Genomic DNA, 13,577 nt, shown 5'->3' with positions numbered 1-13,577 from the left:
CATCCTCCCGCCTAACCCCTGCAGGTCGGCCTTATTCCGGAGCTCGCTACACCGCCCGCCACACCCACTCGATGGCATGCGCGATGACGTCGCCGAACAGCAGCAGCGCTGCCGACCAGACCAGGGCGGAGACGAAATTGGCGATCTGGAATTGCCAGTACGACATCTCGAAAATGCCGGCCGCAAGCGGCACCGAGGCGCGCAGTGGACCGAAGAAGCGGCCGATGAAGATGCTGGGCACGCCCCAGCTCTTCACGAAGGCCTCGCCCCGCGGCAGGATCTCCGGGTAGCGCGACAGCGGCCACATCTGCGCGACCTGCTCCTTGTAGCGATAGCCGAACCAGTAGGAGACCCAGTCGCCGAGCGCGGCACCGACGCCGCCCGCGATCCAGATCGGCCAGAAGCTGATCCCGCTGACGCCGATCAGGGCGCCGATCGCGACCAGCGCACCCCAGGCCGGAACCAGCAATGAAATGAAGGCGAGCGATTCAGCGAACGCCAGCAGCATGACGATCGGAGCGGCCCAGGCCTGGTGGTGCCGCACGAATTCGGCCAAGGCCCGCGCAAGGTCTTCCATCTCGTCGTGTGCCTTCCCGCTCCGTTGAACCTCGAATGAACCTTTCTAGCGGCACGCAGCCTAAGAACAGGTAAGCCAGCCGATTGCGTGACATCAAGTCACAAAGGCGGGGATCGACCGTGATTTCCCGTAAGGCCCCTGAGGTCCAGGTTGGCATCTCCCTCACAAGAAAAAGGAATTACTGGATGATCGGATCGCTGATGATGTGCGTGAGCGTTCTCGTCCTGCTGTTCGGAATGCTCGCGGGCATCGCCATGGGTATCCAGCACGACTTCACGTTGGGACCGGCGCATGCGCATCTCAATCTGGTCGGCGGCGTGCTGCTGTTCCTGTTCGGCCTCTACTACCGGCTGGTGCCGGAAGCGGGCAGCATGCTGCTCGCCAGAATCCAGGGCTGGCTGCATATCGTCGGCGGCGTCCTGTTCCCGGCCGGCGTGGCCGCCGTGCTGCTGAAGGGACCGTCGTTCGAGGCGGCGCCGATCGTCGGGTCACTGCTGGTGGTCGCCGCCATGGCCCTGTTCACGGTCGTTGTATTCCGCACCTCGCAGGCGTAATCGCGGTTTCCTATCTATGGGGTGGCCGGGCTCCAGGGCGCGGCCTTCCCCATTGGCAGCCCATCCGTGGCATAGTCAGAGCAACCGATTCGCCGCGCCGTGACCGGCGCGCCACTTGAAGAACCATGGCCAAATCATTGAAGTCGAACGCCAAAAGTAAATCTGCCGACGATCTGTTCGGAGCCCCGGAAGCGAAGGGACGCGCCCCGGCGAAGGCTGCTTCGCGATCCGCTGGAGGCGCCGAAGCCGGCTATACGGCGGCTGACATCGAGGTGCTGGAAGGGCTGGAACCGGTCCGCCGGCGTCCCGGCATGTATATCGGCGGCACCGACGAGAAGGCCTTGCACCATCTGTTCGCCGAGGTGATCGACAACTGCATGGATGAGGCGCTGGCGGGCCACGCCACCTTCATCGACGTGGAGCTGACCGCCGACGGCTTCCTGACAGTGACCGACAATGGCCGCGGCATTCCGGTCGACCCGCATCCGAAATTCCCGAAGAAGTCGGCGCTCGAAGTCATCATGTGCACGCTGCACTCGGGCGGCAAGTTCGACTCCAAGGTCTACGAGACCTCGGGCGGCCTGCACGGTGTCGGTGTCTCCGTGGTCAACGCCCTCTCCTCGCGGCTCGAGGTCGAGGTTGCGCGCAGCGGACAGTTGCATCGCATGACCTTCGAGCGCGGCCATCCCAAGGGCAAGCTAGAAGACCTCGGCAAGGTCAACAACCGCCGCGGCACGCGCATCCGCTTCAAGCCGGACACCGACATTTTCGGCGCCAAGGCGGCTTTCAAGCCGCAGCGTCTGTTCAAGATGACGCGCTCGAAGGCCTATCTGTTCGGCGGCGTCGAGATTCGCTGGCACTGCGACCAGGAGCTCTTGAAGGGCGTCGAAGACGTCCCGGCGGAAGCCAAGTTCCACTTCCCCGGCGGACTGAAGGATTATCTGGCCGCGGCGATCCACGCCGACACGCTGGTGCATCAGGATATCTTCTCCGGCAAATCCGGCCGCAGCGGCGCGCATGGCGCCTGCGAATGGGCGGTGGCCTGGACGGCCGATGCCGACGGCTTCCTGTCGTCCTACACCAACACGGTGCCGACGCCCGATGGCGGTACGCATGAATCCGGCCTGCGCAGCGCATTGTTGCGCGGTCTCAAGGACCACGCCGAACGCGCGGGCCAGGGCAAGCGCGCGGCGTCCATCACCTCGGAAGACGTGATGGTGGGCGCGGCCGTGATGCTCTCGGTGTTCGTGCGCGAGCCTGAATTCCAGGGCCAAACGAAGGACCGCCTCGCCACTGCCGAAGCGCAGCGCATTGTCGAACAGGCGATGAAGGACCCGTTCGACCACTGGTTGTCGGGCAACCCGAACCAGGCCAACCGGCTGCTCGATTTCGTGATCGATCGCGCCGAGGAGCGGCTGCGCCGCCGCCAGGAAAAGGAAACCGCGCGCAAGACCGCCGGCAAGAAACTGCGTCTGCCCGGCAAGCTCGCCGATTGCTCCGACGCCGGCACCGAAGGCTCCGAACTCTTCATCGTCGAAGGTGACTCGGCCGGCGGCAGCGCCAAGCAGGCGCGCGACCGCAAGACCCAGGCCGTGCTGCCGCTGCGCGGCAAGATCCTCAACGTCGCCTCCGCCGGCAAGGACAAGCTGACCGCCAACGCGCAGCTCTCCGACCTCGTGCAGGCGATCGGCTGCGGCACGCTGGCGCATTACCGCGAAGAGGATCTGCGCTACCAGCGCATCATCATCATGACCGACGCCGACGTCGACGGGGCGCACATCGCCTCGCTCCTGATCACCTTCTTCTACCGGCAGATGCCACGGCTGATCGACGAAGGGCATCTCTATCTGGCGGTTCCGCCACTCTACAAGCTGAAGCACGGCACCAAGTCGATCTACGCCCGCGACGACGCGCACAAGGACGAGCTGCTGAAGAGCGAGTTCAACGCCAACGCCAAGGTCGAGGTGAATCGCTTCAAAGGCCTCGGCGAGATGATGCCGGCGCAGCTGAAGGAGACCACGATGGATCCGGCCAAGCGCACGCTGCTGCGCGTGGTGCTGCTGGCCGACGATCGCGAGGGCACCGCCGACTCGGTCGAGCGGCTGATGGGCACCAAGGCCGAAGCCCGCTTTGCCTTCATCTCCGACAAGGCCGAATTCGCCAGCGACGACCTGCTCGACGTCTAGACCCAACCGATTGATCTGAAATGAGTTTCCGGCCGCCCCCAGATTGGGGCGGCCGTTGCCATTTTGCCGGTTCGGAGAGCCCCAGTGGCTTCGTTTTCGGCCGGATGTGTCTCACCAGCAACAGCATTTCCGGCGGAACCACGTATAGTTCGATCATGAGTTTCGGGAATCGGTGCCAGCGCACTCCCCTGAGCGACCTGATCGAACGCTAGTCGAGGATTTGGATATGAAGAAGATTTTGCTCGCTCTGACCGCGGTTGCTGCGATGACGGCATCGGCGTCGGCTGCCGATCTGGCCGCGCGCCCCTACACCAAGGCTCCTGCCCCGGTTCCGGTCGCTCCGAGCTGGACCGGCTTCTACATCTTCGGCGGTGGCGGCGGCGGCGTCTGGGATGCTGACACGGGTGTCCAGTCGACCGTCACGGGTGCGCCGATCCTCGGCTTCAACCAGCGCCAGGGCGGCGATGGCTGGTACGGCACCGTCGGCGCCGGTTACGACTGGCAGACCGCCAACAGCTGGGTCATCGGTGTGTTCGCCGACGGTCAGTTCGGCAGCCTGAAGGGCACCATCCAGGATCAGGGTCCGTTCGTCGCCGGCAACATCAAGAACGACTACAGCTGGGCGGCTGGTGCGCGCCTCGGCTACCTGATCGCGCCGAACGTCCTGTCCTACGTCAACGCCGGTTACTCCAGCTCGCACTGGAAGGGCACCACGCTGTTCAACACCGCGAGCGCGCTTCCCTCGGGTTTGCACACCAACGACTTCGATCGCGGCGGCTGGTTCGTCGGCGGCGGCGTCGAGAACAACCTGAACATCTTCGGCATCACCGCGCCGGGCTGGTTCATGAAGACCGAGTATCGCGCCGCTTACTACGACAACAAGAACATCTCGGAGCTGGTCGACGGCACCAACCTCTCGAACGGCCGCGCCATCACCTTCAAGCCGCTTGTCCAGACCATCAGCACCTCGCTGGTCTACCGCTTCAACTGGACCGGTCCGGTTGTTGCCAAGTACTGAGCTGCGTACTGATCCCTGCTGAGATAGCAGAGCAAAAGCCCCGGCATTGTCCGGGGCTTTTTTGTTGCCCGAACGTCATGGAAATCGGCCCACGCGCAAGCCCGCCGGCGCAGGGCGGACCGGCTATGGCCGATCTGGTCAGCGCCGTGACGATCGGGCACTCTCGCGCCCGGTTCAAACCTCAGCGGACAACAACAATGAAAAACGGACAGTTTGATCTCTCGGGCCGGGTCGCCATCGTCACCGGCGGCAATGGCGGCATCGGGCTTGGCATGGCGCGCGGCCTGGCGGCCGCCGGCGCGGCGGTTGCCGTGGTCGGCCGTAACGAGGCGAAGTCGAAGGCCGCCGTCGAGGATATCGGCAAGCGCGGCGCCAAGGCGATCGCGGTGGCAACCGACGTGACCGACAAGGCCGCCGTCGCCGCCATGGTCGAACGGGTCGTTCGCGAGCTCGGCCGGATCGACATTCTCGTCAACAACGCCGGCATGAGCATCCGCAAGCCGCCGCACGAGCTCGAACTGGAGGAGTGGAGCAAGGTGATCGACACCAACCTCACCAGCGCGTTCATGTGCTCGAAGGCGGCCTATCCGGCGCTCAAGGCGTCGGGCCACGGCAAGATCATCAATATCGGCTCGATGATGTCGATCTTCGGTGCGAGCTTCGCCGCGGCCTATGCCGCGAGCAAGGGCGGCATCGTGCAGTACACCCGCGCCTGCGCCAACGCCTGGGCTCCCGACAACATCCAGGTCAACGCCATCCTGCCCGGCTGGATCGATACCGACCTGACCAAAGGCGCGCGCCAGCAGGTGGCCGGGCTGCACGAGCGCGTGCTTGCGCGCACGCCGGCGGCACGCTGGGGTGCGATCGACGACTTCGCCGGCATCGCCGTGTTCCTGGCGTCGCCGGCGTCGGACTTCGTCACCGGCACCGCGATCCCCGTCGACGGCGGCTATTCGGTGATGGCCTGAAAACACAGCAACCCGGCGCTTGCGAGCGCGGCGCGCAGTTCAGCCCGCGGCCGGCGAATGCACGTGCTCCGGCCGCACCCCGACGGCGACCAGACGTGCGGTGAGGCCCTGCAGCCAGGGCATTGCCGTGATCAACCGCAGCGCCAACGGCACCGGCTGATCGCCGGCCTTCAGCGCCGCGCTGATGATGTTGTTCTGCGCGATCACCTGCATGCGCTGTGTCACGCGCACCGGGAATTCGCGGCGCCGTCGCACCGCATCGAGCTCGTCTTCCGACGGCACGCCGTGAACGAGCTTCGCCGCCAGGATATTGGCGGTCGCGACGGCATCCTGCACCGCGAGGTTGACGCCGACGCCGCCGATCGGCGACATCGCATGCGCGGCGTCGCCGATGCAGAGCAGGCCGGGACGGGTCCAGCGCGTCAGGCGATTGATCGCGACCGTGAGCAGCTTGACGTCGTCAAAGCTCTTCACGTCGGCAATGCCGGCCTTGAGGATCGGCGCCAGCCGCAGCACGTCGTCGAGCAGCGCCGGCAATCCCCTCGCCTTCACCGCCTCGTATTGGCCCTTGGCGATCACATAGGCGCATTGCCAGTAGTCGCCGCGATCGAACGTCACCATCATCTTGCCGTGCTCGACGCGGGCGAACAAATTCTCGGTCTCATCCGGACGCCGCCCGACGCGAAACCACAAAACGTCCATCGGCGCGCCGATCTCCTCGACGTCGAGGCCGGCGCGCTCGCGCACGATCGAATGACGTCCGTCGCAGCCGACGGTCAGATCCGCCTCGATCTCGACCGGGCCGTCGGGTGTGTTCGCGTGCACGCCTGCGACAGCATCGCCGCGCCGGATCAGATCGGTCGCCTCGGCCTTCATCAGCACCTTCAGCGAGGGGAAGCGCTTGCCGCTCTCGCGCAGGTAATTGAGGAAGTCCCACTGTGGCATCATCGCGATGAAGGGGTATTTGACGCTGAGGCGGCGGAGATCGGCGATCCGCACCGAGGTGCCGCCGAACATGCCGTCGAGCGTCTGGATGTCCTGATGCGGCAGCTTCAGGAAGCCGTCGATCAGGCCGAGTTCGTCCATCACCTGCAGGGTCGACGGATGCACGGTGTCGCCGCGGAAGTCGCGGAAGAAGTCGGCGTGCTTCTCCAGCACCACGACATCGACCCCGGCGCGTCCGAGCAGATAGCCAAGCATCATGCCGGCCGGTCCGCCACCGACCACACAGCAGCGCGCCCTGATCTGACGCGTGTTCGGCCCTGCCGGATTGCCTGCATCCATGATGCCGTCCTCACCGCTGCCTCACCCCTCAGAACCCGATTGTAACGCGGATCTGGCGGCAAGGAAGGCTATCGCCTGAAGGTCTTGATTTCCGACACGCTGCCGTCGCGATAGGTCAGCTCGACCGAGACCGCCCTGGTCTGCGGCGCAAGCTTCAGATAGGGCTGCGCGTCAGACGGGATCGCGCTGGGATCGCGCGAATTGCAGGATGGCATCTTCAGGACCTTGTCCGGCACCGCGGTGTCGATGCCGATGCGCACCTCGCGGATCGCGCAGCGATACGACATCAGGTGCGTATAGTAGACCAGCAGCCCGTTGAACTCGCGGAATGACAGCCAGCTGGTCGCGGTCATGTCGAGGATCTTGCGCTGGTCGCGGATCAGCGCGGCGTCGGGATCGAACTTGATCGGGAACGGCCCCTGCATCATGCCTTGCGTATCGACATAGCGAATCTCGATCGTTGCGGCCGGCGCATCGGCCGGCAGCTCGACCGACGGATTGGGCATCCGCTTGCGGGTGCGCGGATCGAGCGTGTCGATGAAGCCGGTTTCGCGGAAATCGCCGCTGTCGCCGATCCGCCAGGAAATCCCGAGCGTCGGATCGGCGATCGAGAACACCACGGTCCAGCCGCCATTGTGCCGCGAGAAGCTCGCGATCGGCGCGTTGATCGAATCCTCCTTCGGTAGCTTCGGCACCGCGACCGGCGGCAGCGCGGCCACCTGCTGCGGCGACGCGGACGGCTTGGCCGCCTCGGCCTGCCCCTTCGCGATCCCGTTCAGGAAGACATCGTCGACCATCTGGTCGAAATAGACCGGGATCTGCTTGTGCTTCACGGTCTCGGCCATCTCGCTGACCAGGCGCCGCGTGCGCTGCGCGACCTGCACGAGATTCTCGCCGGGCTGCAGCAGCTCCTTGGCGAAGGTCCGCGTGAATACCGAATTGGGATTGGCATCATCGTTCGAAAGACGGTCGAGCGCGGTCTGGCGCGGCCCCGCCGAGAACACCGAGAACACGCCCTCCGGCAGTTGCGTCATCGGCGCGAGGCCACCGCCGCCGGCGACCGCGCGTGTGCCGGCGCGCTCGAACGGATTGTTGCGGCAGGCGTCGAACACCAGGATCGAGGTGCGCGCCTTCTTGTTCTGCAAGCGCTCGACGATGCGGTCGGCGAGAACAGAGGCGTCGCGCACCAATTCCTCCTGCCCTTCGGTGGCGGCCGGGACGTCGGTCGGCAGCAGGAAATTCTGGCCGGCGATCTCGAAGCCGTGGCCGGCATAGAAGAAGAACGCGGTATCGCCGGGTTCCACGGAGCGGTCGAACGCGAGCAGCGTCTCGGAGAACGCCTGCCGGTTGAGGTTCTCGGCTACCATGACGCTGAAGCCGAGCTGCTTCAGCGTGTCGCCCATGGTGCGGGCGTCGTTGACCGCCTTCTGCAGCCTGGGCACGTTCCTGTAGTCATTATTGCCGATCACCAGCGCGACGCGCTTTTCGGCCTGGGCGGGTGCGGCCGATGCGACAAATGCAACCGCCCAAAGGATCGCCGAAAGTCTCGAAAGCCAGCTCTTCATCCCGTTTTCCCGCCTGCACGACAAATGCGCCGCCCGTGCGACCGCCGCCTAATAGTCGGACCAGCCGTTTCGCCGGTTCAAGGCCGGCCGCGGACGGCCGTTCCGGCCGGCCACGCCAGGCCGAAATGAGGGATCCGATTTGTCTTAGGTCAAGTTTCTTTTTACGGCCCGCGTGATAGATTCGAAGCTCCATCCGGTTCGAGCTCTCCGCACGTCGCAACGGCTTTTCCGTGCACACATGGTCTACTGATCAAGTCGATCCCAAGGATCGCTTCGACTATTGGCGCGAGGTCCGCGCCAAGGGGCTGTTCGGCGTCACCGCCGAGCTGGAAGCCGACCGGCGCAGCGACTTCTTCGGCGAGTTCTCGCTGCGCAAGCTCGGCGATGCCGGGCTGGTCGAGCTGCGGGCCTCGCCGTACCGTGTCGAACGGCGCACCGGCGACATCGCCGACGCGGCCAGCGACAGCCTGTGCATCTATCAGCAGCTTGGCGGCGGCGGCTGGTTCGGCGGCGCGCGGCTCGATGAATTTGCCGTTCGCGACGGCATGTTCGCGACCAGCTATTCGGACCTGCCCTATCGCACTGTCCCCCTGCACGATGACGGCTTCCACCTGCGCATCATCAAGGTCCCGGTGGCCAACATCGTCCCGCCGGGCGCCGAGCTCGGCGAACTCGTCCCCAGGCCCATGCAGGATGAGACCGCGCTGCGGGCCCTGCTGGAAGCATGCTTCCGCGACCTCATCGAAAGCAATGATGCCGCGGCGGCGGGCACGGCGCCGACGGTGCAGGCGCTGGCGCATATCGCGCTGATCGAGCGCGGCATCATGCGGCCGAAGAGCCGGCTCGCGCAGCAGGCCTTGCGAACCGCCCATTTGTCGCTGGCCCGGCGCCTGATCCGGCGCCACCTGGCGCGTGCGGCGCTGTCGCCAACCCTGATTGCCGGCCTGCTCGGCATCTCGGTCCGTCATCTGCACATTCTGTTCGAGGAAACCGAGATGAGCTTCTCGGAGACCGTCACCGCGCTCCGGCTCGAACAAAGCCGCCGCCTGCTCCGCGAGCAGCCCAGGCAGACGATCGCCGAGGTCGCCTTTGCCTGCGGCTTCGAGAGCCTTGCGACGTTCTACCGCCTCTTCAATGCATCCGAATCCATGACGCCGGGCGACTATCGCGCACAAACGGCCTGAGGGCCCGTCCGGACCGGCCGGGACACCACGCTCGCAATTCGCCGAAGCTTGGCCGCGCCCCCTTCACCTCCTTGAACTTCACATCGCCGCGCGATCCGACGTTCGCTGAACCGAAGTGATCAGCCTGCGCGCATTGAGAAGATATTTTCCGGCCATTTCGCCAGAACCACTGCGGCGCTCCGCCCGGGTTCGACACCGCAAATTTCCTTACCGGCGACGCGCGCTCTCATGCAGAGCGAGGGATCAGTCACGATGCGCGGTAAGCACGGGGATCACAGCCAGGAAACGCCAGCTACAGGCGCGACGCGCATTTATCTCGATGCCGCGGACCTGCGAGCGGATCAAATCCCGGCATCTGAGCCAGCCCGTCAGGGCTCAGCGGCGACCGGCAATCACGGCTGGACGCCGCTGCTCGAAGCTTGCCTCGCCGACTTCAAGGAAGCGACGGAGGCCGGTGATACCGCTTGCATTCCTGCGCTGGTCAAGATCGTGGCGGACCTTGCGCTGATCGAGCGCGGTGTGATCAGGCCGGGCAGCCGCTGGGCGCAGCAGGCGCTGCGCGTCGGCCGGCTCAGCCTCGCGCGCCACCTGATCACGCGCCATCTTGCGAAGCCAAGCCTGTCGCCAGGGATGGTCGCCGGCATGCTCGGCGTCTCGGTCCGCTACCTGCACGTCCTGTTCGAGGCGACCGGGGCAAGCTTTCGCAGCCCGTCACCGCCCAGCGCCTGAGCGAGAGCCGAAGGCTGCTTTGCGAGAAGCCGCCGCGGCCGATCGCCGACATCGCCCTCACCTGCGGGTTCCGCAGCCTCGCCACCTTCTACCGGATATTCGGCGATTCCGAAGGCCTGACGCCCGGCGGATTCAGGACGAAAAACAGCGCGGAAGCCCCCGCTGTGGCCTCGCCGTCCGGGGCGGGGGTCGTGATTCATTTGACCGCCAAATGACGAAAAGACGCGTATTTCAGTCAAAACGTTAAGCTTTTTCGGCCATCCGGCTGGTTCCAAGATTGACTTTACCGCTTTCGCCCCTATGTTGCGGGCAACGCGGCCCTCGGATCGAAACGCGATTCGTCAGGTTTGCCGTCCGTCGGCGTTAGTCAGAGCCCCCGAGCTTTATAGAAAAGCGAGCCGTTTCGGGGCCGAACGCGACAGCCTTTTACCTGCGATGCCGAACGGCGGTTTCGACCAGAGGCTCAATGTCTTTTTCCAATCTAGGCCTGTCCGATAAGGTCCTCGCCGCAGTTGCGGCCACCGGTTACACCAACCCCACTCCCATCCAGGAACAGGCAATCCCGCACGTTCTCGCCCGGCGCGACGTCCTCGGCATTGCCCAGACCGGCACTGGCAAGACCGCTGCCTTCGTTCTCCCGATGCTTACCCTGCTCGAGAAGGGCCGCGCCCGGGCACGGATGCCGCGCACCCTGATCCTCGAGCCGACCCGCGAGCTTGCCGCGCAGGTGAAGGAGCAGTTCGACAAATACGGCGCCGGTCAGAAATTGAACGTGGCGCTCCTGATCGGCGGCGTCTCGTTCGGCGACCAGGACTTCCAAGCTGATGCGCGGCGTCGACGTCCTGATCGCAACGCCCGGCCGCCTGCTCGACCACACCGAACGCGGCGGATTGCTGCTCACCGGCGTCGAGCTGCTGGTGATCGACGAAGCCGATCGCATGCTCGACATGGGTTTCATCCCCGACATCGAGCGCATCTGCAAGCTCGTCCCGTTCACGCGGCAGACCCTGTTCTTCACCGCGACGATGCCTCCGGAGATCAGCCGCATCACCGAGGCCTTCCTGCACAATCCTGCGCGGATCGAAGTCTCCAGGCCCGCGACCACCGCCGTCACCGTGACGCAATTGCAGGTCCCGGCCGGTCGCGAAGCGCATGACAAGCGCGAGATCCTCCGCCGCCTGCTGCGCGATGCCAAGGATCTCAACAACGCGATTATCTTCTGCAATCGCAAGCGCGAAGTCGCCGTCCTTCACAAGTCACTCCAGAAGCACGGCTTCAGCGTCGGTGCCCTGCACGGCGATATGGATCAATCCGCCCGCACCGCGGCCCTCGATCAATTCCGGAAGGGCGAGATTCCGCTGCTCGTCGCCTCCGACGTCGCCGCCCGTGGTCTCGACATTCCCGCGGTGAGCCACGTCTTCAATTTCGACGTACCGCACCACCCCGACGACTATGTCCACCGCATTGGCCGTACTGGCCGCGCCGGACGCACCGGTACTGCGATCTCCATCGTCACCTCGCTCGATAGCAAGTCGATGACCGCGATCGAGAAGCTGATCGGCCAGCCGATCCCGCGCGCTGAGGGCGACTACACCGTTCACAGCGAAGCCTCCGACGAGGACGCCGCGCCGCGCCGCTCGCGTGGCCGCGAAGGTTCGCGCGATGGTGCCCGCAGCGGCCGCAAGCCGCGCCGCGAGCGCGAGGCGCGCCACGGTGAACGCGAGCCGCGTCACGGTGAACGCGAAGCGCGTCACGAGCGGGAGCCCCGCGAGGAGCGCGCAGCGAAGCCGGAGCGTGAACCGCGCCACGGCCGCAATTCGGCTCCGCAGGCCGCTCCGTCGCACGTGCCGTCGATCGGGCGTGCCGAGCCACGGCGGCCGCAGCGCGAGGTGGACCATGAGCCCGCCGATCATTCGCACCTGCCCGCCTTCCTGCTGCGACCTGTGCGCGCACGCGCATAAGGCCTGCTCTGATGCCGCCGCGCCAGCGGCGGTATTCCGGACACTTCTGTTACCGCCCGCGACCGGCGCACGCGCTGATCCTCAGCGTTTGAAGCAAATGCGCCCAGTTTGCGCCTCGCACCAAAGCGCGATGAGATTTGCGCGAAGCGTCATCGCGCCTTAGCTCGTTGTTTGAGCATGATCTTTTCGGAAAACCGCTGCGCACTTTTCCGGATCATGCTGTAGCGAGCAAACGAAAAGCGCCCGAAAGTGGCGCTCAAGGCGGACAAACATCGGGCGCGCCGCATGGTCGCCGCAGCCGGCTTCCCCGTAGTTCCACTGTTTACCTTGCCTTCACTCTCGTCCCGTACCCTCGCCCCAATAGTTTAGTCATTGCTGCCGGGTTTAATCGGCATTGCGTGCATTGAGGACGTGACAGTGGTCAAGCTGCTGGACGAACACGAACGTACGTTGGCCTTTGCCGAAGTCGCGCTTGGCCAGATCCGCTCGCTTCGCCAGACCGCAGTCCCCCGCAACTATGAAATCTGGTACGTCTACGCGACCGGATACAACGCGCCGCTCAACAAGGTCATCAACGAGACGCTGGCGCGCAGTGGCAAGCTCTCTGAATCCGATCTCGAGCAGATCTACGAAACCTACCTTTCGCACATCAAGACCTCGGACCGCATCGACAAGGTCGGCGCGCGCGTCATCGGCGAGATCGACGCCGTCATGAAGTTGATCACCGATGCCCTCGGCGTGTCCGCGACCTATGACGCCAGCCTCGTCGGCGCCAGCGATAAGCTTGCGAGCGCGACCACCCGCGATCACATCAAGGCAATCGTCGATAGTCTCGCAAAATCGACGCGCGAGATGCGCGAGACCAATCAGGCACTTGAGAACCGGCTCGCGCTGTCGAAGTCGGAGATCAGCGACCTGCAGCACAGCCTCGAGGCGATCCGCGCCGAGAGCCTGACCGATCCGCTCACCGGCCTCGGCAACCGGAAATATTTCGACCGCTCGATCGACATGGCGGTGCAGGCCGCGCTCGCCAGCGGCGAGCCGCTGTCGCTCCTGATGTTCGACATCGACCACTTCAAGTCGTTCAACGACTCCTACGGCCATCTCACCGGCGACCAGGTGCTGCGGCTGGTGGCACAGTCGCTGAAGCAGAACATCAAGGGCCAGGACATCACCGCCCGCTATGGCGGCGAGGAATTCGCCGTGGTGCTTCCCAACACGGCGCTGCGGCAGGCGCTGACGGTCGCCGACCACATCCGCCGCGCCGTGATGGCCAAGGAGCTGAAGAAGAAGTCGACCGGCGAGATCCTCGGCCGTGTCACGATCTCGGTCGGCGTCTCCATGCTGAAGCCGACCGACGACACGGACTCGCTGATCGAGCGCGCCGACGCCTGCCTCTATGCCGCCAAGCGCGCCGGCCGCAACCGTGTGATCTGCGAGGCCGATCCGGAATACAGCACCGAGATCCAGACCCGCGTGGCGTGACTTCCCTCACGTCCTCCACAGTCATTGCGAGCGAAGCGAAGCAATCCACCTGCCGCATATGCGGAT

At 65.1% G+C, this 13,577-nt stretch carries 11 protein-coding genes and 1 pseudogene; 9 read left to right on the top strand and 3 right to left on the bottom strand.

The window, feature by feature from the left end; all coding sequences use genetic code 11:
- Positions 1–46: 46 nt before the first annotated feature.
- Positions 47–577: a DedA family protein gene (locus tag ACSKB9_RS01905; protein ID WP_438071366.1), complete on the bottom strand. Its 531-nt coding sequence runs from the start codon at positions 575–577 to the stop codon at positions 47–49.
- A 185-nt stretch (positions 578–762) separates the two neighbouring features.
- Here ACSKB9_RS01905 and ACSKB9_RS01900 point away from each other — a divergent pair, with 185 nt between their 5' ends.
- From ACSKB9_RS01900 to ACSKB9_RS01885, 4 genes are all read left to right on the top strand, one after another.
- Positions 763–1,131, top strand: coding sequence for a hypothetical protein (locus ACSKB9_RS01900; protein WP_018271460.1), 369 nt, complete (start codon positions 763–765; stop codon positions 1,129–1,131).
- Positions 1,132–1,256: 125 nt separating this feature from the next.
- Complete coding sequence (gene parE / locus ACSKB9_RS01895) at positions 1,257–3,317, top strand: DNA topoisomerase IV subunit B (protein ID WP_438071364.1); 2,061 nt, start codon at positions 1,257–1,259, stop codon at positions 3,315–3,317.
- A gap of 226 nt (positions 3,318–3,543) precedes the next feature.
- Positions 3,544–4,335, top strand: a complete 792-nt coding sequence (locus ACSKB9_RS01890; protein ID WP_438071362.1) for an outer membrane protein — start codon at positions 3,544–3,546, stop codon at positions 4,333–4,335.
- A gap of 197 nt (positions 4,336–4,532) precedes the next feature.
- Complete coding sequence (locus tag ACSKB9_RS01885; RefSeq protein WP_438071360.1) at positions 4,533–5,303, top strand: SDR family NAD(P)-dependent oxidoreductase; 771 nt, start codon at positions 4,533–4,535, stop codon at positions 5,301–5,303.
- Between the two features lie 39 nt (positions 5,304–5,342).
- Here ACSKB9_RS01885 and ACSKB9_RS01880 read toward each other — a convergent pair whose 3' ends face one another.
- Entirely contained in the window at positions 5,343–6,587 is a 1,245-nt protein-coding gene (locus tag ACSKB9_RS01880; protein ID WP_438071358.1) for an FAD-dependent oxidoreductase, read from the bottom strand.
- A 68-nt stretch (positions 6,588–6,655) separates the two neighbouring features.
- Positions 6,656–8,152, bottom strand: a complete 1,497-nt coding sequence (locus ACSKB9_RS01875; RefSeq protein WP_438071357.1) for a caspase family protein — start codon at positions 8,150–8,152, stop codon at positions 6,656–6,658.
- 230 nt (positions 8,153–8,382) lie between these two features.
- On the opposite strand from ACSKB9_RS01875, the gene ACSKB9_RS01870 reads away from it, so the two are divergent.
- The 5 genes and pseudogenes from ACSKB9_RS01870 (at position 8,383) to ACSKB9_RS01850 (ending at position 13,511) form a co-directional block, all read left to right on the top strand.
- On the top strand, positions 8,383–9,336 hold the full coding sequence (locus ACSKB9_RS01870) for a helix-turn-helix transcriptional regulator (RefSeq protein WP_438071356.1): 954 nt from the start codon (positions 8,383–8,385) through the stop codon (positions 9,334–9,336).
- 252 nt (positions 9,337–9,588) lie between these two features.
- Entirely contained in the window at positions 9,589–10,065 is a 477-nt protein-coding gene (locus ACSKB9_RS01865) for a hypothetical protein (RefSeq protein ID WP_438080628.1), read from the top strand.
- The gene (locus tag ACSKB9_RS01860; protein WP_438080021.1) at positions 10,062–10,280 is read left to right on the top strand and encodes a helix-turn-helix domain-containing protein; all 219 of its coding nucleotides are present in this window, start codon (positions 10,062–10,064) and stop codon (positions 10,278–10,280) included. Before ACSKB9_RS01865 ends, ACSKB9_RS01860 begins: the two co-directional genes overlap by 4 nt.
- A gap of 251 nt (positions 10,281–10,531) precedes the next feature.
- Positions 10,532–12,026 (top strand): annotated as a pseudogene (locus ACSKB9_RS01855) (DEAD/DEAH box helicase).
- Between the two features lie 417 nt (positions 12,027–12,443).
- The gene (locus ACSKB9_RS01850) at positions 12,444–13,511 is read left to right on the top strand and encodes a GGDEF domain-containing protein (protein ID WP_038386764.1); all 1,068 of its coding nucleotides are present in this window, start codon (positions 12,444–12,446) and stop codon (positions 13,509–13,511) included.
- Positions 13,512–13,577: the final 66 nt, after the last annotated feature.

It is taken from the genome of Bradyrhizobium sp. BR 1433 (assembly GCF_051547665.1).
Lineage (GTDB): Bacteria > Pseudomonadota > Alphaproteobacteria > Rhizobiales > Xanthobacteraceae > Bradyrhizobium > Bradyrhizobium australafricanum.
The sequence above is the reverse complement of the archived record's forward strand: the minus strand, read 5'-3'. Positions and strand labels throughout refer to the sequence as shown.

Excerpts from the sequence above, each read along its gene's own strand:
- ACSKB9_RS01905 (WP_438071366.1), bottom strand. The coding sequence starts at position 577 with ATGGAAGACCTTGCGCGGGCCTTGGCCGAATTCGTGCGGCACCACCAG.
- ACSKB9_RS01865 (WP_438080628.1), top strand. The coding sequence starts at position 9,589 with ATGCGCGGTAAGCACGGGGATCACAGCCAGGAAACGCCAGCTACAGGC.
- ACSKB9_RS01880 (WP_438071358.1), bottom strand. The coding sequence starts at position 6,587 with ATGGATGCAGGCAATCCGGCAGGGCCGAACACGCGTCAGATCAGGGCG.
- parE (WP_438071364.1), top strand. The coding sequence starts at position 1,257 with ATGGCCAAATCATTGAAGTCGAACGCCAAAAGTAAATCTGCCGACGAT.
- ACSKB9_RS01875 (WP_438071357.1), bottom strand. The coding sequence starts at position 8,152 with ATGAAGAGCTGGCTTTCGAGACTTTCGGCGATCCTTTGGGCGGTTGCA.
- ACSKB9_RS01900 (WP_018271460.1), top strand. The coding sequence starts at position 763 with ATGATCGGATCGCTGATGATGTGCGTGAGCGTTCTCGTCCTGCTGTTC.
- ACSKB9_RS01885 (WP_438071360.1), top strand. The coding sequence starts at position 4,533 with ATGAAAAACGGACAGTTTGATCTCTCGGGCCGGGTCGCCATCGTCACC.
- ACSKB9_RS01890 (WP_438071362.1), top strand. The coding sequence starts at position 3,544 with ATGAAGAAGATTTTGCTCGCTCTGACCGCGGTTGCTGCGATGACGGCA.